Source organism: Streptomyces sp. NPDC093097 (assembly GCF_044754325.1).
GTDB lineage: Bacteria > Actinomycetota > Actinomycetes > Streptomycetales > Streptomycetaceae > Streptomyces.
On sequence record NZ_JBIVOW010000023.1, the window covers coordinates 39,558 to 60,658 of the forward strand.

Below are 21,101 nucleotides of genomic sequence, written 5' to 3' on the forward strand. Positions count from 1 at the left end.
TCAACGGACCTCTGGGACGGGGGAGTTGCAGCCACCCGCCCCTGGGGCGGTCCGATGGCCCGGCGGTTCGGCGGTGCTCGGGCCGCCGCCTCAGCGGGCCGGGCGGGCCGCTCCGTCGGCCCAGGGGCCGCCGGCGGCGGCACGCGGGACGGGCCCGGTGGCCGGCACCGAGCCGACCAGGGTCAGCCGCGGGCGCGCGGGCGCCGCATCGGCGGCCGCGTCGTGCGGCCCGGCCGGTACGCCGCCGAGCCCGCCGTCGCCCGGTCCGTCGTGGCCCGAGGCGGCGCCGGCCGACTCGGCAGGGGCGGCGAGCGCGAGCGGATCGGGGCGTCCGGCGAGGATCGCCTCCTCGACCCGGCGCAGTTCCGGCCCGGGTACCAGACCCAGGTTCTCCATCAGGGTGTGGCGGGCCCGCTGGTAGGCGGCCAGTGCGTCGGCCTGCCGGCTGCCGCGGTAGAGCGCGATCATGAGCAGCGCCCAGAGCCGTTCGCGGTAGGGGTGTTCGGCGGTGAGGACGAAGAGGTGGGGCACCAGCCGGGCGTGGCCGCCGAGTTGGAGCGCGAGCTCGGCGTGCTCCTCGACGACCGCCAGCCGCAGCTCCGCGAGCCGGGCGCGTTCGACGTCGAGCAGCGGACCGGTCACGCCGGTGAGCGCGGGGCCGGGCCAGGCGGCCAGGGCGGCGGTCAACATGCGTTCGGCGGCCTGGGGCTGGCCGGCTGCCCGCCGTTCCCGGGCCTCGGCCACCGACCGCTCGAACCGGCCGAGGTCGTACTGCTCGGGGCCGATGGAGAGCCGGTAGGAGGCGCCGATCCGGGTGAGCACGCCGCCGGCGGTGCGCGGCGCCCGGTCGGGCTCGAAGAGCCTGCGCAGCTTGGAGATGTAGGCCTGCACCAGGTTGGGGCCGTCCGTCACGGCGGCGTCGCCCCAGATCCCGTCGATCAGGTGATCACGGCTGACGGGCGAGCCCGCGCGCAGCAGCAGGACGGCGAGCAGGGCGCGCTGGCGCGGCGCGCCGAGCGGGATCTCCGCGCCGTCCCGCCAGCCCCGGACCTCACCCAGCAGTTCGAAGCTGAGGCCGGCCGGGTGGGCGGTCGAGAAGGAGAGAGGGAGAGAGGGAGTCATGGCAACCTCCGCCGGGCCGGGGTCCATCGCGTGGTGGTGTGAGGAGAGTCGGGGGAGTGCGGGCCGGGGCGGTGCGGTTGCGGTGCCCATGTCATGTGACCGGCCGGGCGCCGAAGGGCCGGTCCGGTCCGCTCGTGCCCAAAGCCCGAGCGGTTCCCCGAAGCCGGACACCGGTTCGCCACCGTCCATGCCACTCCCTTGGTTCGCGTCTTCGACGTCGTGCGGCGGGGCCGGGGCCGGCCACCACCTGAAAGGAATGCTGCACGGGACACATATACGCAGGCTCTTCACGCCTGACGGGAACGGGCGGGGAGCCACTTATCCCGCATATATCCGCTGTAGATCGGCCTGGACCAAGGTAGTTGTCGAGCGAGCCGAAACCGCCACGAACGGGACCGGCGCTCTCCCCACCCAGGCAACGAACCACGGAGCGGACGGCATCTCATGAAGCGATCCACCAAGTCCCTGATCCTGCGCAAGGCCGCGATCCTGGTCACCGTCGGGTGCGCCGCCGCCTCGCTGTTCTCGGTGGCCGTCTCGCCCGGCGAGGCTCCGTCGTCGCAGCGCACCGTCTCCGCCCGCGCCGGCCACACGATCCCGCCGTCCGAGTGGAACAGCCAGGGCTGAACCGGCCCCCGCCGCCCGCCGAGGGCGGCTTCACAGACCGAGCGGCCCGGTGTCCCCCGTCGCCGGGCCGCTCACCTGCCCTAGCCGAGCGACCGCACCAGATCCTCGGCCAGGCCGGCGTCGGGCAGCCCGAGGGCGGTGAACACCTCATGGGCCTGGCGGGCCCGGGCCGACGCCGTCGCGCCGTCACCGGTCGCGGCCAGTGCGCGGGCCAGGGCGAGCAGGCAGTGCCCGCGCTCCCGCTGCGCACCCAGCTCCTCGCTCAGCGCCAGCGCCCGCTTCGCCTCCGCCAGCGCCTCGTCGTACCTGCCCAGGTCCCGCAGGCTCTCGGAGAGCCGGAACCGCGCCTGCGCCTCCCGCCCCCGCAGCCGGGCCGCGGCACAGACCCCCAGGCACGCGGTGTAGCTCGCGACGGCGTCCGCGTGCCGCCCCAGCTCGTGCAGCGCCATCCCGTGGACGTACCAGGCGTACGAGGTCCCGTGCGGGTCCTGCTGCGCGCGCAGCCGGTCCAGGGCGGCCTCGCACACCCCCACCGCCTCGGTGGCCCGGCCGCTGCGCAACCGGGCCTGCGCGGCGTTCAGTTCGGTGGCCAGCTCGCCCGAGCGGTGCCCCAGTCGCCGGGCCAGCTCTATCGCACGGTCGTAGAAGTCCACCGCGTCCGTGAAGCGCCACTGCCACTGGGCGATCAGGCCCCGGTCGTTGAGGATCTGCCGCAGGATGATCTCGTCCCCGGCCCGCCGGCACGCCTCGGTCGCCAGCCGGGTGTGCAGCTCCGCCTCCGCGAGCTGGGTGTACTGGAGGGCCGCGTTGCCGCACACGAAGCGGGCCCGCGCCTCGGCCTGGTCGTCACCGCGCGCCGCCGCGGTGTCGGCCACCTTGCGGGCGGCGACGGCCAGTTGCAGATACGGGATCTCCCGCCCGAAGGGACTGAGGGCGACCAGGAGATCGCTCGCGGTGCGCAGGATCCTCGGTTCGCTGCCCGCGGGGCTCTGCGCGGCCAGCGCCGCCGCGTTGGCCGCGCAGTCGAACTCCTCCGCCACCCAGGCGCGCGCCTCGGCGAGCGCGGCGAAGCGCGGCCCCGACGCGGGCCGGCCGCCGAGGATCGCGCCGACCGGGTCCCCGGGCACCATCGTCTGGAACGCCGAACACGCCCCGTCCAGCAGGTAGTCCAGGACCTGCCCCAGCGCCGCGCCCCCTTCGTCGCCCTCCGCGCACTCGGCTTCCGGCTGCTCGGACACCACGAGTTGGAGCGCGAAGGAACGCACCAGGTCGTGGTAGCGGTAGCGGCCGGGCAGCGGCGCCTCCAGCATGGCCGCGTCGACCAGCGACTCCAGCAACTCCTCGGCGTCGTACGCGTCCAGGCCCAGCGCCGCCGCTGCGGCGGCCGTCCCGATGCCCTGCCGGGCCACCGGCGCCAGCAGCCGGAACGCCCGCGCCTGCGGCCGCGGCAGCTGGCGGTAGCCCAGTTCGAAGGCGGCCGCCACGGCCAGGTCGCCGGCGCGCAACTCGCCGATCCGCAGCCGCTCGTCCGCCAGGCGGCCGGTCATCGTCGCCACCCGCCACCTGGGCCGGGCCGCGAGCCGCGCCGCCACGATGCGCACGGCGAGCGGGAGATGGCCGCACAGGGCGACCAGTTCGGCGGCGGCCTCGGGTTCCTCGTCGATGCGCTCCGCTCCGACGATCGCCCGCAGCAGGGCCAGCGCCTCGGCGGTGTCGAAGACGTCCAGGTCGCTCTGGATGGTGGTGGACAGCCCGGAGAGCATGGCCCGGCTGGTGATGATCACGCCGCAGTCGGCGGAACCCGGCAGCAGCGGCCTGATCTGCGCGGTGTCACGGGCGTTGTCCAGCACGACCAGGAGCCGGCGCCCGTCGAGGGTCGTGCGGAACAGCAGCGCGCGGTCCTCGGTCGAGGCGGGCAGGACCGGACCGGGCACGCCCAGCGCCGTGAGGAAGCTGCCGAGCACCGCTCCCGGGTCGGCGGGCTCCAGGCCGTTGCCGCGCAGGTCCGCGTAGAGCTGGCCGCCGGGGAACTCGGGCTTGGCCTGATGGGCGACCTGGAGGGCCAGGGTGCTCTTGCCGATGCCGCCCATGCCGGTGACCGACACCACCGCCAGGGACGGCCGGCCGGGGTCGGTGAGGGCCCGGTAGAGGGCCTGGATCTGATCGGTGCGGCCGATGAAGTCGGGGATGTCGGCGGGCAGCTGGGCCGGCCGGGTGGGCGCGGGCATCTCCTTGGGCGCCTCCACGGGCGCCTCCGGCTCGGGCCCGGCGCCGTCGGCGGCCTGCCCCCCGACGCCGGCCACCTGGCCCATCAGCAGCGGGTCGTTCGCCAGGACGCGCTCGTGGAGCGCGGTCAGTTCGGGCCCCGGGTCGATCCCCAGCTCCTCGGCCAGGACCCGGCGGGCCCGGTCGAACGCCGCGAGCGCGTCGGCCTGCCGCCCCGTCGCGTACAGCGCCCGTATGAGGAAGCCGTACGGCCGCTCCTGGAGCGGGTGTTCATGGGTGAAGCTGATGAGATCCGGGATGACGAGCGCATGCCGGCCCTCCCGGAGGTCGTGCGCGAAACGCTCCTCCATCAACGTGAGCCGCAGCGCGGTCAGCCGCGAACGCTGCTGATCGGCGAACGGCCCCGGCACCCCCGCCAGCGGCTCGCCCCGCCACAGGCCCAGCGCCTCGACGAGCAGCCTCCCGCACTCCTCCTCCTGACCCCCCGACCGGGCCCGCGCCGCACCTGCCGCCAACTCCTCGGCATACAGCGCGTCCACCGACCCGCGCGGCACCAGCAGCTGGTAGCCGTCGCGCAGCGACACCAGGACCTTGGGCGCGGAACGGTCCTCCTCCAGGATCTGGCGCAGCCGCCAGGCGTAGGTGCGCAGGCTCGACAGCGCGGAGTCCGGCGCCTCCTCGCCCCAGACGGCGGCGATCAGCTCATGCGCGGGCGCGGCCCGCCCGGCCCGCAGCAGCAGCGCGGCCAGCAGCGCCTGCTGCTGCGGCGACCCGGTGGTCAGAACACCCCCGTCCCGGACGACCCGTACGGCTCCGAGCACGGTGAACCGGATGTCCTCCCCCATAGGTCCCGTTTTCCTTCCGCGACTGGCCCCCACTGGTTGTGCCACCGGTGTGGACGCCCCCCGACAGCCGCAACGGTCAAGGCTCGATATATCACACCAAGTGGCAGGGCATCGCCCAGGACGCGAGCCCGGCGCGATACCGGATGGTCACCTGCGCCAAAGCCCGCGCGCCACCGTCCCACAGCGCATGGACCTGCGAGAAGTCACCCGACCCGGACCGGATCACCCCCCGCCACGGGTGCGCCACAGACGGTGGCGCACCCGGTGCGCCGACGCTCCGCCATGGCAGCGCGGCCAACTCCCTTCGCACCCCGTGCTGTTACGGCTCTGTTGCGTCGTGAGCCTGTCCCCGTGGCGGGGCGGGCGGCACGGTGGGGGACGGGGCGCCGGCCCGGGAGCGTGACCTGACCATCCCCGGCCCGAGGGGGCGCAGGGGTCACGGCCGACGTACGCCCGTTCCGTCCGCCTACTTGCCGGCGTGGCTGCCGAGGTAGAACAGCAGCGCCATGAACGCCAACAGCAGGTGGCTTCCGGCGATGTAGATGAACACCCGCCAGGAGGCGCCCCGTTCCTTCCCCTGCTCGGACATCCCGCCGCCGAACGACGGTGCGGAAGGTGGCTGGTGATCGGTCGGGGCATCGGACATCGCTGTACTCCTGGGGTCTGCTGGTATCGGGACTCGATGGCGTGGTGAGCCGGGTGTGCCCGCGGGGGCGCCCTCGCGCCTCACCGGATTTCCGTGCCCGGCCGGGCATCGGCCTCGGGGATGCGGAAGCTGGCCAGGACCCGCTTGCCCTGGCCGGCCCAGTCGGGCTCCACGCTGAGGTCGCCGTCGTACCAGGCGGTCAGCTCGACCACGGTACCCAACCCCGTCCCGGGCGTCGCCGTCTCGATCGCCGGGAGCCGGGGGTCCCGGTCGGCCACCGCCACGACCAGCTGCCCGGAACCCGTCTCGACCATGACATCCGCGGTGGGCGACCGGTCGGCGGTGTGCCGGAGGACATTGGCCACCAGCTCGCTCACCACCAGCAGCGCCGCGTCCGAGAGCGCCGAGCCGGTGGCGATCCCGCACCGGGCCAATCGTGCCGCCGTCTCCTCCCGGGCGCGGAGCACCGCCCCGGGGCCCGCGACCACCGTGAACACATCCCGCCGCTCCGGCGGCCGGGCGTCCGCACCGGCGGTGGCCGGATCGCGCGGCCTGCGCCACGGCGGAAACCACTCCGCGTGGATCATGACGTCCTCACCGGCGCGCTCTACCTCCACGCTTGAACGATTGATAATTGCAACAACTAGCGAATTAAAGAACTCTGCAAGTGTGCCCCCAGTCTAGGGGGTGGGTCGCCGAGGGGGAGGGGCGCCGGGGGAGGGCGGCCATGACATCGAGGGCAGGATCGGTGGCTTCGGGGGCAGGGGCTCGTGCGCATCCGGCGCGCACGCCGGCGCCCCCGGCCGTCGCTGCCGCCGCCCGGTGGATCGACTGCGGTCACCGGTCGGCCGATGCGCCGGGCCCGGCCGCACGGGAGTCAACAGCATGAGGGGGAGGCGCCCCGTGAGGGCCTTGACGTGCGGGGCGCGCCCGCGGGCGCCGGGCCCCCGTAACTCCCCTACGGGCAAGGAGAGTTGGCCGGAGTCGACCCGGGGGCGTCAAGTGCGCGTCGACGCCGCCCACTTCCGTGGCGCCGACACCGCCACATTCCCCCCATATGCCAGCAGGACAGGCCGTAGCATCGCCTGCATGGCCGACCAGCTCGACACCGCCAGAGTGCCATCCACCGCGCCGACCGACCGCCTGATGGCACGGGTGATAGACGCATTCGACCAGTACGCGCGGGACCGCCGGGCCGCGATCATCGAAGCCGGCGGCAACCCCGACGAGAGCGACGACCCGCTGGGCCATGTGCGGTGGATCGCCGAGAACTACGAGAAGCGGCGCCATGACCCCGAGCTCCTGCAGACCCACCTGGACCGGCTCGCCGACGAGCTCGAACTCTACGACGTGCGGGTGCTGCGCGTCGCCGGCGAGGCCGCCGTCGCCGCCACCCCGGCCGTGATCCTCCAGGCGGCGCACCGGGGCATGCGGGCGCCGGCGATCGCCCAGGCCATCGGCCTCGCACCCGCACGCGTCTACGACGTCCTCAGTCGCTACGTCCGGTACACCTGGCGACTCGACGTGGAAGACTCCCTCGGCCTGTGGCGCCCGGTCGACGAGGGCGAGCAGATCGCCGAGCGCCGCTTCGTGAAGGAGCTGGACGTGGCCCACCGCGCGGCGCGGAACGGCGCTTCCAAGGTCAACGGCCACCCCTTGCGCGTTCTGGTCTGGCAGGGCGCGACGGGCAGCGACGCCGACGCGTCGTACCTCCACACCGTGAACACCTGAGTCCGGCACGGGCCCGCAGGGGCGACCGCACACCAGACGGGCCCGGCCGAACAGCGACTTCCCGCTCCGCGGCCTGGGAGCGGGCAAGCGGCCTCCGCAGGTTCTCCCGCCCCATGCGCCCTCCGGACTTCCCGACGCCCGCAATCGTTGAGATCTTTACTACGGGAGGCAGCGGGCCGGTCCCCCGGGTGTGGTTCGGCCCGGTTCCGCACGCGAGGATGGGCCACATGATCTTCACGAGTGGGTGGGCGCGATGCACGCAAGTCCGACCGGTGGTGCCGGGTCGGCAGCCCGAGGGGGCGACGGCTCGATGAGTACGCCGCTGTACCGGTTGAAGGCCGAGTTCTTCAAAACGCTCGGGCACCCCGTACGCATCCGCGTCCTGGAGCTGCTGAGCGAGCGCGAGCACGCGGTGGCCGAGATGCTGCCCGAGGTGGGCGTCGAACCGGCGAACCTCTCCCAGCAGCTGGCCGTGCTCCGCCGGATGAACCTGGTCACCACCCGCAAGCAGGGCTCGACCGTCTACTACTCGCTGACCAGCCCGCACGTGGCCGAACTGCTGAAGGTGGCCCGGACGATCCTGTCCGGCGTACTGGCCGGGCAGGCGGAACTGCTCGCCGACCTCCAGGACAGAGCGCAGGAGCCGAAACCGCCGACGTGACGGCGGCCCCCGACCGGCGGCCGTCTCCCGGAAGTCCGGACAGCGCTCTGCGGACGGGGGACGGCCGCCTCCCGCGGCGGACGGAGCGGCGGTGCGGGGCGATCAGGGGCCGTGGGCGGCACCGCGCACCACTGGTGCACACGGAGCCGCCCTGGCCCGATGCCTCAGAAGTGCTTCGCGCCCTCCATGATCGCCTCGCGGATGCGGTGGTAGGTGCCGCAGCGGCAGACGTTGCGGATCTCGTCCAGATCGGCCTCGGTGATCTCCTTGCCGGCGGCCCGGGCCTGCTTGACCTTGGCCACCGCGGCCATGATCTGGCCCGGCTGGCAGTAGCCGCACTGGGCGACGTCGTACTCCAGCCAGGCCTCCTGCATGGGGTGCAGGTCCTTGCCGACGATGGCCGGCAGGCCCTCGATCGTGGTGACCTCGTCGTCCGCCGCGACGCTCTTGACCGGGACGGAACAAGGGTTGAACGCCTTGCCGTTGATGTGGCTGGTGCATGCCTGGCAGACGCCCAGGCCGCAGCCGTACTTCGGCCCGGTGACGCCCAGGACGTCGCGCAGCACCCACAGCAGCCGCACATCGTCCTCGACGTCCACCGTGACGGGCTTGCCGTTGAGGATGAAGGTGTGTTCGGGCACGGTCGCTCCTTGCGCTCTGGTAGGCCCTTTCTCGCAGGCCGTTGCTAGTGCCCGCAACAGGTGACGTTCGCCCCGTCGCGGGCGAACGTCGCCTGCCGCGGCGCTAGTAGGCGCGGTCCAGGCCGTCGGTCGGCGATTGCGGGATCGGGGGGACGGTCGGCAGCGGCTCGAAGCCGAGCGGGCCGGAATGGTTGAGGGGGAAGGTCGTCGGCATGGTGCCGGTGGCCGCGCCGTACGCGCAGGCGACCGCGGCCGAGGCGGCACCGACGGCCAGTTCCCCCGCACCGCCGGGCTTGTCGCTGGTCGGCGGCATCACCACGATCTCCAGCTCGGGCGGGGTGTTCCACTGGCGGGTGTAGAAGTAGTTGTCCCAACTGCCCTCCAGGAACGCTCCGTCCTTGAGGTGCAGGCCCGAGGAGAGGGTGATGGCGATGCCGTCCATGATCCCGCCCATCATCTGGGCCTCAAGGCCCTTCGGGTTGACGGCGAGACCGACGTCGACGGCGCAGACGACCTTGGTGACGCGCGGCCCGGTGTAGGCGTCGGGGACGTGCCGCCCGGTGGTCTGCGGACGGCAGTCGATCTCGGCGAGCACCGCGACGACCGCGTGGTACTCGGGGTGCACGGCGATGCCCTGCGCCATACCGGCCGGCAACTTCCGTCCCCAGTCACCGACTTCGGCGACCTTGTCCAGTACGGCCTTTGCCTGGTCGTTCTTGATGAGCTGCTGCCGCAGTGCGAGGCGGTCCTTGCCCATCTCGTCCGCGATCCGGTCGATGACGAGCTCCTGCGCGCACCGGATGTTGGGCGAGTAGATGTTGCGCATGCTGCCCGTGTTGAAGCCCTTGTCCACTTCGTTGAGGAGCTGGGTGGTGAGCCCGAGGCGGTAGGGCGACTGCTGGGTGAGCGTGAAGATCGTCTCGGAGAAGGTGAGGTCGCCCACGGGCAGCTTGGCGGCCGACGCGGTGATGATCTCGCCCAGTCCGTGGCCGAAGTCGGTGGACACCGAGGTGTGCCGCTGTTCGTAGGTGAGCACCTTGTCGTGCGCGAACGACGCACGGACGCGCGAGGTGGCCATCGGATGCGTGCGCCCCTGCCGGAACTCGTCGGTGCGGTGCCACATGAGCTTGACCGGCTTGCCCATCGCCTTGGAGATCTCGGCGGCCTCCAGTGCGGCATCGGAGAACAGCTTGCGGCCGAACGAGCCGCCGCCCTCGGTGACATGGACCGTGATCGCGCTCGGCAGCAGGCCCAGCTTCGCCGCGATCTTCTCCTGGGCGACGATCGGCGACTTCAGGGAGCCCCATATCTCGGCGCCGCCCGACCGCACATCGGCCACCGCGCAGTTGGGCTCCAGCGCGCTGTTGCTGGCGAAGTGGAAGGTGAAGGTGCCCTCGACCGTCTTGGCCAACGGGTCCAACTTCGGTATCGCAAGCGGGATTTCCGCCGCCTTCAGCTCACGCAGCACCGTGTCGTCGGACGCCCGCTCCGCCGTGCCGGGACCCCAGGACACCTTGAGCGCACGCACCGCGTCGATGCACTGCCCGAAGGTCCGTGCGCGCACCGCCACGCCCGTCGAGATGGTCGCGACATCGGTGACGCCGGGCATCGCCCGCACCGCCGCGAGGTTCTCCACGGACCGCACCGTGCCGTTGATCGTGGGCGGCCGGCACACCATGGTCGGCGCCGCGCCCGGCACCTGCACGTCCATGGCGAACTGCTTGCGGCCCGTCACGCTCGCCAGCGCGTCGACCCGCTTGCGCGAGGTGCCGATGACCGAGAACTCGGAGGCCGGCTTGAGGTCGGTGGCGATCTTCAGGGTCTTCCCGCTCGCGGCCTTCTCCGCGAGCGAACCGTAGGTCGCGCTCCGGCCGTTCGGGGCGCTGATCACCCCCGCCTTGCTGGTCAGCGTGGAGATCTCGGCGCCGAGCAGGTCGGCGGCGGCCTCCAGGAGGCGCTTCTTGGCGATCGCGGCGGCGACGCGGACCGGCGTGTACGTGGAGATGGTGGTGTTGGAGGCGCCGGTGAGCTGATTGAAGATCAGTTCAGGGCGCGCGTCCGCGAGGGTGACCTGGATCTTCTCCAGCGGCAGATCCAGCTCCTCGGCGATCAGCATCGCGGTGGAGGTGGTGATGCCCTGGCCCACCTCGGCACGCGGCAGCGCGAACGAGGCCGTGCCGTCGGCGTGCAGATGGATGGTGAGGAGGCCGGACGTCGGCAGCGCCGCGGCGGTGAGCACGTCGTTGAGGTCGAAGATCTCGGTCACTTCGGGAAGCGCGGGGGCCGCGGCCTGCGCCGGGGTGGCCCCCGCGGTCGCTTCACCGAGTTGGGCGGCCACCGCGAGGGTCGGCGCGGCCAGCACGTAGCCGAGGAACCGCCGTCGGCCGATCCCGCCTTCGGCGCGCGGGGTGCCTGGGGCGTCGTGGGTGCCTGGCGCGGCTCTCTCGACATGCTCCTGCGGCAGACGATCGTGCGCGTCCATCATCTGTCCCTTCGCGGAGCTTCATTGATCGGCGTACCGGATGGTAGCGAAAGCATGCTCACGACAAAACTCTGGGTCCGGCGGCTCCGCCCTCACCCTCCCAGGCCCCTGATGACTGGCCAGGCAAACGCCACCAACGCCACCAACGCCATCGACAAACCGCCAACGCGGCCAACGCGGCCAACGTCGTTAAATGCCGCAGGACTTCCCATGCTCCAGGGCGCGGGGGTGACGGTTCACCGCGTGGCGAACTGTCACCGCACGACGAACCGTCACCTTCGCCCCAGGCGTCGGGCCCCACTTGCGACGTGCCCAACACCCCACCACAGGCGGACGGTTATCCGACCTGGTCGCCCTTGCGCATCAGCAGATGGCCCCGACGGAACCGTTCCCCCTCGCGCGGCTCGCGCAGCATCCGGCCGACCTCGACGAATCCCGCCTGGCCGGCCAGCTCCGCGAGGTCGTCGACCGGCCACCGGTAGGCCGTCGCCACCTTGTGGTCGAACGGTGCGACCGGCCCGCCCTCCGCCTCGAAGAACGCGAGCAGGAGGTGACCGCCGGGCGCGAGTGTCCGCCGGAACTCATCGAAGTACGGCGGCAGTTCCCGAGGCGGGGTGTGGATCACCGAGTACCAGGACACGATGCCTTGGAGTGCGCCGTCGGCCAGGTCCAGGGCGTCCATGGAACCGACCTCGAACCGCAGGTCCGGGTAGGTCTCGCGGGCGAGATCGATCATCACCGGCGACAGATCGACGCCGAAGACGTCCAGCCCCAGATCGCGCAGATGCGCGGTCACGCGCCCGGGACCGCACCCCAACTCGGCGACGGCACCGGGGTCACCGGCCCGCACCAGTTCGGCGAACGCGGCGAGCACCGCGCGATCCAGGGGAAGGCCGTCAAGCTCATTGCGGGCGAAATCGGCATAGACGACGGCGATGGCGTCGTAGGCATCCGCAGTCACGCCGAGGTACGAGGAAGTTTCCGTCACAAGCGAGGACCTTAGGACGTGTCCGATGCCCTGTCGTCACCTCTCCCGTCGGCCGTTCCGTGCCCGTCAGGCAGGGAGGGCGGAGCCGGCCGACCGGTGACCGGATCGGCCTGGTCACCGCCGTTCTCGTGCTCCGGCACAGCGGAAAGGGCCGGCTCGACGCCCAAGGCATCGAGCCGGCCCTCCGCGCTCGGGACCGTCAGTCCGTGCCGGACTCCATCGCGGCACGGTCCAGCAGCTCGTCGTTGCCGGAGACCACGCCGCGGGAGGCGATGGCCTCGGCGCCGCCCTCCGGCATGGCGCCGATCAGCCCGGTCGCGGCCGCCTGGGCGGCACCGATGGCGGGGTTGGCGGTGCCGATCAGGCCGATCCCGGCGTACTGCTCCAGCTTGGCGCGGGAGTCGGCGATGTCGAGGTTGCGCATGGTGAGCTGGCCGATCCGGTCCACCGGGCCGAACGCCGAGTCCTCGGTGCGCTCCATGGACAGCTTGTCCGGGTGGTAGCTGAACGCCGGGCCGGTGGTGTCGAGGACCGAGTAGTCCTCGCCGCGCCGCAGCCGCAGGGTGACCTCGCCGGTGACGGCGGCGCCGACCCAGCGCTGGAGCGACTCGCGCACCATCAGGGCCTGCGGGTCCAGCCAGCGGCCCTCGTACATCAGCCGGCCCAGGCGCCGACCCTCGTTGTGGTACTGGGCGAGGGTGTCCTCATTGTGGATCGCGTTGACCAGGCGCTCGTACGCGGCGTGGAGCAGGGCCATACCGGGCGCCTCGTAGATGCCGCGGCTCTTGGCCTCGATGATCCGGTTCTCGATCTGGTCCGACATGCCCATGCCGTGCCGGCCGCCGACCGCGTTGGCCTCCATGACCAGGTCGACGGCGGAGGCGAACGTCTTGCCGTTGATCGTGACCGGTCGGCCCTGCTCGAAGCCGATCGTCACGTCCTCGGTGAGGATCTCGACGTGCGGGTCCCAGAACCGCACGCCCATGATCGGGTCCACGGTCTCCACACCGTTGTCCAGGTGCTCCAGGGTCTTGGCCTCGTGGGTGGCGCCCCAGATGTTGGCGTCGGTGGAGTACGCCTTCTCGGTGCTGTCGCGGTAGGGCAGGTCGTGGGCGAGCAGCCACTCCGACATTTCCTTGCGGCCGCCCAGCTCGGTCACGAAGTCCGCGTCGAGCCAGGGCTTGTAGATCCGCAGGTTGGGGTTGGCCAGCAGGCCGTACCGGTAGAACCGCTCGATGTCGTTGCCCTTGAAGGTGGAGCCGTCGCCCCAGATCTGGACGTCGTCCTCCAGCATGGCCCGGACCAGGAGCGTGCCCGTGACGGCCCGGCCGAGCGGCGTGGTGTTGAAGTACGCCCGCCCGCCGGAGCGGATGTGGAACGCCCCGCAGGTGAGCGCGGCCAGACCCTCCTCGACCAGCGCCGCGCGGCAGTCGACCAGGCGCGCGATCTCGGCGCCGTAGGTCTTGGCGCGGCCCGGCACCGAGGCGATGTCGGACTCGTCGTACTGGCCGATGTCGGCGGTGTAGGTGCACGGGATGGCGCCCTTGTCGCGCATCCACGCGACGGCGACCGAGGTGTCGAGGCCGCCGGAGAAGGCGATTCCGACGCGTTCGCCGCCGGGAAGGGAGGTGAGGACCTTTGACATGAGGAAAAGTATGCATCATCACGCATGTTCATGCAACGCGGGGATGTGGCGCCCCGGTGACGGGGGTCGGCCGAGGCTGCGGGGGCGGAATCCGCGGCGTTCTCGGGCCGGTCACGGGGCCGGTGTCCGCCCTGCCCCGTCGCCAGGGCGGACGCCGGTGCCGGCTCGGGCTACGGGCGCGGGTCGATGGGGGCGAGCACGCCGAAGTGCCCCTCGATCACCTCGGCCGCCTCCAGGCACCGGTCCTCGCGGTACATCTGACCGATGAGCTGGACGCCCTGTGGCATGCCGTCCGCGAACCCGGTGGGCACGCTCACCGCGGGCACACCGACCAGCGAGGTCACCGTGCACAGGGCTCCCGCCAGCATCATCTGGGCGTGGCTCTCGGCGTCGGTGTCGTCGGGGAGCAGATCGGCCCCGGGTACGGGCTGGGGGCAGGTGGCCCCGAGGAGCAGCGGGTGGGTCTCCAGCAGCTCGGCCCAGTCACGTTGGATGCCGAGCCGGACGCCGGTCTGCCGGAGGAACTCGGCGAGCTCGGTGTGCGGGGTGCGTTCCATGAACAGGTCGAGGTGCTGGGCGCCCTTCTCGCTGAGCAACTGCCTGATGCGCGGCCACTTCACGCCGAACTCGGTCATGATGAGCGTGCCGTAGCACTCCAACGTCTCCATCAGCCGGGGCAGTTGCACCTCCTCCACGGCGTAGCCCGCCTGCTCCAGCGCGGTGGCGGCCTCGTCGACGGCGGCACGGATCTCGGGGTGGACACCGGCCCCGGCCGGGTCGGCCACGACGCCGACCTTGAGGGGCCCGGCGGGGCGGGGTCCGTATGCGGGTACCGAGACCGCCCGCGGGTCCTCCGGGTCCGCGCCCGCCAGCGCCTCGTAGGCCGCGCGCAGGTCGTCGACCGAGCGGGCGATAGGGCCGTCGACGGGGATGAGTTGGGAGGCCAGCATCGGCTCCTGGCCCATGACGCGGTGGTCGGCGGCGAAGCGGCCGTGGCTCGGCTTCAGTGCCGCCACTCCGTTGAAGGCCGCGGGCATGCGCACCGAGCCGCCCGAGTCGTTGCCGAGGCCGAGCGCCGCCATGCCGACCGCCACCGCGACCCCGTCGCCGCTGCTGCTCGCGCCCGGGGTCTTCGACCGGTCCCAGGGGTTGTACGTCCTGCCGTACAGCTGGCTCGCCGGGTCCGAGGAGATCGCCAGGTCGGGCATGTTGGCGTGGCCGATCGGGATCGCTCCCGCGGCACGGAGCCGGCGCACCGGCGGGGAGTCGGCCTCGGCCACATGATCGCGGAACTTCCGCACGCCGTGCGTGGTCGCCCACCCCGCCACATGGATGTTCTCCTTGACGGTGAAGGGCACTCCGGCCAGCGGGCCGAGGCGCTCTCCGGCCGCGCGGCGCCGGTCGGTTGCGCGCGCGGCTTCGCGGGCGCTGTCCGCCATGAGCTGGGTGACAGCGTTCACGGCCGGGTTCACCGCCGCGATGCGCTCCAGGTGGCTCTCCACCACCTCGGCCGCCTGGACCTCGCCGCGGGCGACGGCGACGCCCAGCGCGGTCGCGTTCAGCTTCCACAGTTCAGTGTTCATCGCGTCGCCGGGCTGCTCGCTCCGCCCTGCAATGAGCGCGCACCCCTGCCCCCTTCTTCGTTCCATGCCGTGCCACGCCGCGTCGGGCCATGGTGCCGGCTGCCCGTTTGTTTCGATGCGCTTGCATCACATCCTAAACAGGGAAGCGATGCAAGCGCATTACTACGAGGGTGGTGAGGGGCGCCCACGCCAGGCAGGCGGACCGCGCGAAGCGGCGGCCTCAGGGTGTAGCGGAGGCGTGCGCGTTCGCCGCCGGCGGCATGGAGGGGCGTGCCCGCCCTCGCGCGATGCCGCGACGCCAACCGGCCTCTCGACGGGCGCGGGCCAACGCCGCTTCCGTACCGGGCGGAAGATGCTCGCCATGGTGGGCGAGCGCGTCGGTGGGCGAGTGGCGAGCGGGCGCACGTCCGCACCGCGACGGCATCAAGAAGCGGTCCGCCGAGGCGGTGCCGGCCTGACCTCCGCCTCCAACTCGCCCTCGGCGCACCGCATTTCGCCACGATCGGCGGCGCGGCCGGTCGCCCGGACGTTCATGCCCGCTCCGGCTTCCGGGCCAGACACGTGCCGACCGTCCTCTTGGCGCCCGTGCCCGGTGGCTGCACCAGGCGCGCGGTGACGACGAACCCGGCCCGCTCCAACAGCTCCACGATCCGTTCCAACGGCAGCAGATGGGACTCGTAGGACACCGGATGGCCGCCGAACGCCTGGGTCGGACGGAGATGCTCGTGCTCTCCCACGTGCCCGGCCAGCATCAGATGACCGCCGGGCGCCAGGGTGCGATGGAATTCGGCGTACACCACGGGCAGGGAGTCCGGCGGCGTGTGATGGGTGGAGTAGTAGGCCAGGATGCCGCCGAGCCCGTCGTCCGGGAGCGCCAGCGCGGTCATCGACCCCACGGCGAAGTCCAGGCCCGGATGGGCGTGGCGGGCCAACTCGACCATCTTCGGGGACAGATCGACGCCGAAGGCGGACAGCCCCAGCTCCGCCAGATGCGCCGTGAGGTACCCGGGCCCGCACCCCAGATCCGCGACCGGCCCCCGCTCGGACCTCCGCACCACCTCGGCGAACGCGGCCAGCGTCGCACGCGAGAGCGGATCCAACTCCGCCGGCTTCTTGACCAGTTCCGCATAAGCGCCGGCGACGGTGTCGTACGACTCCCGGACCGCGGCGAGGTAGGAAGGCTCAGACATGCCGGCGACTCTAGAGGAACCCGCCCGAGGACACACCCGTCAGCGGGCCCACCACCCGCCGGCCGGCGGGAACTCCTCGGCGTCGGCGCTGTCGAGCCGCGCCTCCGCCGCGAGCCGACCGGCGGAGCAGGTGCCGTCGGGCGTGCTGTCGTCAGCGGGCCTGCAGCAGCGTCTGCGTCTTTCCCCTCGTGCGCCGGACCCGGGGCGCGAGTGCGCCGGGCTGACGTCCTCGGCTGCCGGTCTCCCGCCGTCCTTACTCAGCGTGGCCACTTCTCCGGTGTGCTGCTGGTGGTCACGTGGCACACGGCGGGGCGGCCGGGGGCGGGGGAGCGGCCCTCGGCGACCACGCGGACGTCGTCGAGCAGGATCCGGCACGTGGCGACCGTGTCGCCTTCCGGGTCGACCTCCACCAGGGCCGGCTGACCGGTGTTGACCAGGACGTGCTTGCTCCACGGCAGCTGGGTGCGGCCGACCCGCCCGAAGCGGTGCGGCTCCTCGTACCTGTCCAGGTTGAACCGGTAGCGCACGGCCGAGGCGTGACCTTCGCCACCGACGGCATCGGCCTCGTAGGTCAGGGCCCAGGCGTTCCCGCCGTCCATCCGATTGAGCCACCCGGTGTGGTACTTGAGCCACAACCCGCCGCCGACCATGAGGCAGGCCAGGAACAGTCCGCTCGCCGCGAGGTAGAGGCTGCCGCGGGAGACGCGACGGGGCTGAGGGGGCATGGCTGCCGGGCTTTCTGTCGTGCTGATTGCTGACTGCGGAGTGCTGCTGTCGGCAAAGACGCACACGGACGGTGATGTGGTTGCGGTGGGGCGCCTCACAGACAGGAGGACCGGGCGCGGGCGGTCGGCCGGGCAGCCGGTCAGCAGGCGACGGGCCGCCGGGATCCCGACGCTCCGGCCGCGCTGTGCGGCCCGCGCCGGCAATCTCAGTTCTCTCCCAACAACACCGCCCGGACGACGTGCCGGGCGTTGTGCGCCATTGCAGGGTTGGTCCTCCGATAGTACGGCAGCGCGATCAGGGCCTGGGACAGCGTCCGCGCCCGGCCGCGCTGCCAGGTCGCGTCGTCCACGTCGAGCGCCCTGCGGAAGGCATGCCTGGCATCGGCCGGAAGCAGATTCCACGCCGGGAAAAGATCGCAGGCCGGATCGCCCACCCCCGTGCACCCGAAGTCGATCACCGAGACCAGCCGGCCGCCGGCCACCAGCAGATTGCCCGGCATCAGATCGGCGTGCAGCCACACCGGCGGTCCGTCCCACCCCGGGGCCCGGACCGCCTCGTCCCACACCGCCACGGCGGCGTCGCAGTCGATCCCCTCCTCCGAGATCCCCCGCAGTTCCTCGATCGCCGCGCGGGTCAAGGCGTCCAGCGAGGTGAGCGGCCCGCCGCGGTGGGCCGGCGGCGCCCCGGGCAGGGCGACGCGCCGCATCGCCGCCACGAACGCGGCCAGATCCTCGGCCAGCGAAACCGGCTCGACCAGCGCCGCCACCCGAGGCGTCTCCCCGGCCAACCACCGGTAGACCGACCACGGCCACGGATACCCCTCGGCGGGCTCGCCGGCCCCCAGCACCGCCGGGATCGCCACAGGCAACCGCGACGCCAGACGGGGCAGCCACTCCCGCTCCGACGACATGTCCGCCACGCCCCCTTGCACCAGCGGCAGCCGGACGACCATGTCGTCGCCCAGCCGGTACATGGCGTTGACCGTGCCGCCGGACGGGAACCGCTCCACCGCCCGCCCCGCCCACTGCGGGAACTGCCCGGCGACCAAACGCGCCACGAGGCCGGCGTCGATCGGAAACATGCCGTGATGCATCTGCCCTGCGCCCATGGGGCGCCATCCGACCGTCGGTCGCCAGCGGGCGTCAACTTCTTTTCATCCGCAGCGGGTTGCGGCTGCGAGCCCGGTTACGTGGCGATCCAGGGTGGGACGCGAGGTCATCGGGCGGCGGCCGACGCCGTCGCCACCACCCGCACCGCCGCCCCCGGCCGCGCCGTCGGGAGCAGGAGCCGGGCCCGCCCCGGACCGTCCTGCACCACAACCACCCGCGGGCCGGCGCCGGTGACGGTGATCCGGGCGCCGTGCGGATAGGCGGTGGCGGGCAGCGAAAGGTGAGTCCAGGCACGGCGGGTGGTGCGGTCGGCGGTCAGGGTGAGGGTGTAGGTGCGGCCGGCCGGGGCGTAGGACTCGGTGCCCGGGATGCCCGCCACCGCCGGTGCGTACGGGGCGAACGCCGGCTCCTTGCCCGGGGCGGGGGTGCCGTCGGGGTCGTAGGCGCAGTAGCCGCCGCCGCTTGCGGCGCGGCAGTCGTACCACAGCGCCCAGCCGGACGCGAAGCGCTCCATGGACGTGACTTGACGCCGTATCAGTTCGGCGTTGCCGGGAGTGGTGGCCTGCGGCGGACCCCATTCGCCGACCAGCACCGGCATGCGGTGGGCCGTGGGGTAGTGGCCGATGGCGGCCTGGTAGTTCTCGATGAAGCGGCCCGAGGGGTTCCAGTCGGCGCCGGATTCGACGGCGGTGTCGTAGTAGTGCGGGGCGTAGCCGAGGCGGGCCGCGCCGTGCCGCGGGTCGGTGAAGCCGGGCAGGCTGGTGGGGACGCCCTGGCCGACCAGGACGGTGGGTTCGAGGAAGAGCCAGGCGTGGGAGTCGGCGGAGCGGACGGCGTTGATCAACCGCCGGTACATACCGGCCAGTCGGCCGCGCTCCAGGGCGGCGGAGGCGGCGGCCTGGTTCTCGGGGTCGGTCGGATCTCCGGGAACCGGCCCGAACGGCTCGTTGAACAGGTCGTAGCCCAGCAGGGACGGGTGCCCGCGCAGCACGGTCGCGACCTTGGCGTAGGCGGCGGTCTGGGCCGCGCGCAGGTCGGGGTCGTCGTAGAGGTGGGTGAAGGCGGCCTGGACGGCGGGTTGGAAGTACTCCGCGAACCAGTCGTCGGGGTCGGGGGTGAAGGGCAGTCCATCGGTGCGGGTGGCCCAGGCGGGAATGCCGTTGTGGCCGAAGGCCGGGCCGAAGACGTCCTGATGCCAGTCGATCAGCACCAGGACCCGGTGGCGGTCGGCCCAGCCCAGGATCCGGTCCAGGTAGCGCAGATAGCCGGTGTCGTAGTGTCCTCGGCGCGGTTCGGCCTTGCCCCACTCGATGTTGATCCGCACCAGACCGAAACCGTCACGGGCCAGTTGGGCGATCTGCTCCTGCGTCACCGTGCCGGTCTTGCCGAGGTTGAGCCCCCGCAACCGCAGGACGCGGCCCTGCTGGTCGGTGAAGAGCGTACGGCCGTCCGGCGAGGTGACGGTGCCGGAGGGCACGGGCCAGGCGGCCGTCCGGCCGCGCGGCCCGGCGACCGTCCGCGCCGCTGTCCCGCCCGCCGCCGGCTCCGCGGCGGGCGCGGTGGCGGGCACGGCACAGAGCAGGGCCATGCCCAGGGCGAGGGACGTGGTGGCGCGACGCAGGCGCATAACAGCCTCCCGATGGCAGCACATTGACGGTCCGTCCGGTCGGCGGTGGTCTCCCGCCGCTCGGATTCTGCGCCACGGAAGACACAGAAGGAAGGCATGGGGAGGGGGTATAGGCGAGCGCTCGTCCTGTCGGGTCAGGGCATGCGGCCGGTCCCGTCGGGGCATGCGGCCGCCTCACGGGAGCGCGGGTTCGGCAGAGGGCCCGGTAGATCAGGAGCGCGCCCGCGGCTCCGCGTCACCGCCGCTTCGCCCACCGTCCTGCCCGCACTCCGCAGCACCTTCCGCGCGACTCCGGCTCCGGTACTCGCTCGGCGGCAGGCCGTAGGCGGTGCGGAAGGCGCGGGTGAAGTCGGCCGCGCGGGGAAAACCCCATCGGACGGCGACGGCGTGGATGGGGGTGGCGGACAGTGCCGGGGCGGCGAGGTCGCGCCGGGCGCCTTCCAGGCGGTGCTGGCGGATGTACGCCGCGACGGTGGTGGTCTCCGTGGTGAAGAGGCGGTGGAGGTAGCTGATGGAGATGTGGTGCGCGGCCGCGACCCGGGTGGGAGTGAGGTCCGGATCGTGCAGGTTCTGCCGGATGAAGTCCTTGACGCGCAGGGTCAGGGACCGCTGATAGGTCTCGGGCGGCAGGGCGGTCTCGGCATCGAGGGCGTGGGCGAAGACCGCTGCCATCATGTCGATCAGGACCGTGCCCAGGCGCGGAGCATCCGCGGCGCGGTAGGAGCCGGCGTCCTCCGACAGCCGGGTCAGGAACCCGGCGAGCAGCGCACCGACCCCGTCCCGCCCCGAAATGCACTGCCCGATCACCCGGTTGACATCGCGGCGCGGCAACGGGATCAGGGCCTTGGGGACCTCCAGGCCGATCCCGATGACCCTCCCGTCGGCGGCGGTCAGCATGTCGCTGGCCAGCGAGGAGTCGTTGAGGTGCATCTCATAGGGGCCGAACCTGCTCTCGTGGCCGTCGCGCACGATGCCCAGGGTCCCCTGCAACGGGAGCGAGAGGTGACACACCTCGGGGTCCGACTCCCGGATCATTTTCGGCGTCCGCCGGAACACCATCGGCTGGAAGGTGGCCGACGACACCGACGCCGGCCCCAACTGGAGCACCCGTTGGTGGCCGAAGAAGTCCGCTGTGTGCTCGCTGGTCATCAACGTCGGCGCATGGGTGTTCCGCATCCGCTCGCGCCAGGCGTCGAACCGGTCCCGCACCGGCAGGTCCTCGCTCCGAAAGACGATCTCGGGTAGCACGCCC

17 protein-coding genes are annotated in these 21,101 nt (G+C 72.5%); 3 read left to right on the forward strand and 14 right to left on the reverse strand.

Going from position 1 to position 21,101, the window contains the following annotated elements:
* Positions 1 to 90 precede the first annotated feature (90 nt).
* Complete coding sequence (locus ACIQE0_RS31010) at positions 91 to 1,122, reverse strand: BTAD domain-containing putative transcriptional regulator (RefSeq protein WP_402338549.1); 1,032 nt, start codon at positions 1,120 to 1,122, stop codon at positions 91 to 93.
* A 444-nt stretch (positions 1,123 to 1,566) separates the two neighbouring features.
* Here ACIQE0_RS31010 and ACIQE0_RS31015 point away from each other — a divergent pair, with 444 nt between their 5' ends.
* A complete protein-coding gene (locus ACIQE0_RS31015) occupies positions 1,567 to 1,749 on the forward strand; it encodes a hypothetical protein (protein ID WP_402338551.1) in 183 nt (60 codons plus the stop codon).
* Positions 1,750 to 1,829: 80 nt separating this feature from the next.
* Here the strand turns inward: ACIQE0_RS31015 and ACIQE0_RS31020 are convergent, their stop codons facing one another.
* The 3 genes from ACIQE0_RS31020 to ACIQE0_RS31030 form a co-directional block, all read right to left on the reverse strand.
* On the reverse strand, positions 1,830 to 4,820 hold the full coding sequence (locus ACIQE0_RS31020; protein WP_366332096.1) for a BTAD domain-containing putative transcriptional regulator: 2,991 nt from the start codon (positions 4,818 to 4,820) through the stop codon (positions 1,830 to 1,832).
* Positions 4,821 to 5,286: 466 nt separating this feature from the next.
* On the reverse strand, positions 5,287 to 5,466 hold the full coding sequence (locus tag ACIQE0_RS31025; RefSeq protein WP_366332095.1) for a DUF6126 family protein: 180 nt from the start codon (positions 5,464 to 5,466) through the stop codon (positions 5,287 to 5,289).
* 80 nt (positions 5,467 to 5,546) lie between these two features.
* Entirely contained in the window at positions 5,547 to 6,083 is a 537-nt protein-coding gene (locus tag ACIQE0_RS31030) for an ATP-binding protein (protein WP_402338554.1), read from the reverse strand.
* Positions 6,084 to 6,555: 472 nt separating this feature from the next.
* Here ACIQE0_RS31030 and ACIQE0_RS31035 point away from each other — a divergent pair, with 472 nt between their 5' ends.
* Positions 6,556 to 7,197, forward strand: coding sequence for a hypothetical protein (locus ACIQE0_RS31035; RefSeq protein ID WP_366332093.1), 642 nt, complete (start codon positions 6,556 to 6,558; stop codon positions 7,195 to 7,197).
* A gap of 310 nt (positions 7,198 to 7,507) precedes the next feature.
* Positions 7,508 to 7,858 (forward strand): metalloregulator ArsR/SmtB family transcription factor, encoded by a 351-nt coding sequence (locus ACIQE0_RS31040; RefSeq protein ID WP_366332092.1) that lies wholly within the window; start codon positions 7,508 to 7,510, stop codon positions 7,856 to 7,858.
* A 164-nt stretch (positions 7,859 to 8,022) separates the two neighbouring features.
* Here ACIQE0_RS31040 and ACIQE0_RS31045 read toward each other — a convergent pair whose 3' ends face one another.
* The 10 genes from ACIQE0_RS31045 to ACIQE0_RS31090 form a co-directional block, all read right to left on the reverse strand.
* Positions 8,023 to 8,499 carry a (2Fe-2S)-binding protein gene (locus ACIQE0_RS31045; protein WP_402338556.1) on the reverse strand — a complete coding sequence of 159 codons (477 nt, stop codon included), beginning with the start codon at positions 8,497 to 8,499 and terminating at the stop codon, positions 8,023 to 8,025.
* Between the two features lie 103 nt (positions 8,500 to 8,602).
* A complete protein-coding gene (locus ACIQE0_RS31050) occupies positions 8,603 to 10,984 on the reverse strand; it encodes a molybdopterin cofactor-binding domain-containing protein (RefSeq protein WP_402338558.1) in 2,382 nt (793 codons plus the stop codon).
* Positions 10,985 to 11,318: 334 nt separating this feature from the next.
* Positions 11,319 to 11,969 carry a class I SAM-dependent DNA methyltransferase gene (locus tag ACIQE0_RS31055; protein WP_402338560.1) on the reverse strand — a complete coding sequence of 217 codons (651 nt, stop codon included), beginning with the start codon at positions 11,967 to 11,969 and terminating at the stop codon, positions 11,319 to 11,321.
* A 199-nt stretch (positions 11,970 to 12,168) separates the two neighbouring features.
* On the reverse strand, positions 12,169 to 13,614 hold the full coding sequence (argG, locus tag ACIQE0_RS31060) for an argininosuccinate synthase (RefSeq protein WP_402338562.1): 1,446 nt from the start codon (positions 13,612 to 13,614) through the stop codon (positions 12,169 to 12,171).
* A 170-nt stretch (positions 13,615 to 13,784) separates the two neighbouring features.
* A complete protein-coding gene (locus tag ACIQE0_RS31065; protein ID WP_402338564.1) occupies positions 13,785 to 15,197 on the reverse strand; it encodes an amidase in 1,413 nt (470 codons plus the stop codon).
* A 530-nt stretch (positions 15,198 to 15,727) separates the two neighbouring features.
* Positions 15,728 to 16,387: a class I SAM-dependent methyltransferase gene (locus ACIQE0_RS31070; RefSeq protein WP_402338566.1), complete on the reverse strand. Its 660-nt coding sequence runs from the start codon at positions 16,385 to 16,387 to the stop codon at positions 15,728 to 15,730.
* A gap of 257 nt (positions 16,388 to 16,644) precedes the next feature.
* Positions 16,645 to 17,112 carry a hypothetical protein gene (locus tag ACIQE0_RS31075; RefSeq protein WP_402338568.1) on the reverse strand — a complete coding sequence of 156 codons (468 nt, stop codon included), beginning with the start codon at positions 17,110 to 17,112 and terminating at the stop codon, positions 16,645 to 16,647.
* A gap of 206 nt (positions 17,113 to 17,318) precedes the next feature.
* Positions 17,319 to 18,221 carry an aminoglycoside phosphotransferase family protein gene (locus ACIQE0_RS31080; protein ID WP_402338570.1) on the reverse strand — a complete coding sequence of 301 codons (903 nt, stop codon included), beginning with the start codon at positions 18,219 to 18,221 and terminating at the stop codon, positions 17,319 to 17,321.
* Between the two features lie 107 nt (positions 18,222 to 18,328).
* Positions 18,329 to 19,849 carry a cellulase family glycosylhydrolase gene (locus ACIQE0_RS31085; RefSeq protein ID WP_402338572.1) on the reverse strand — a complete coding sequence of 507 codons (1,521 nt, stop codon included), beginning with the start codon at positions 19,847 to 19,849 and terminating at the stop codon, positions 18,329 to 18,331.
* 210 nt (positions 19,850 to 20,059) lie between these two features.
* The gene (locus ACIQE0_RS31090; RefSeq protein WP_402338574.1) at positions 20,060 to 21,097 is read right to left on the reverse strand and encodes a helix-turn-helix domain-containing protein; all 1,038 of its coding nucleotides are present in this window, start codon (positions 21,095 to 21,097) and stop codon (positions 20,060 to 20,062) included.
* Positions 21,098 to 21,101 lie beyond the last annotated feature (4 nt).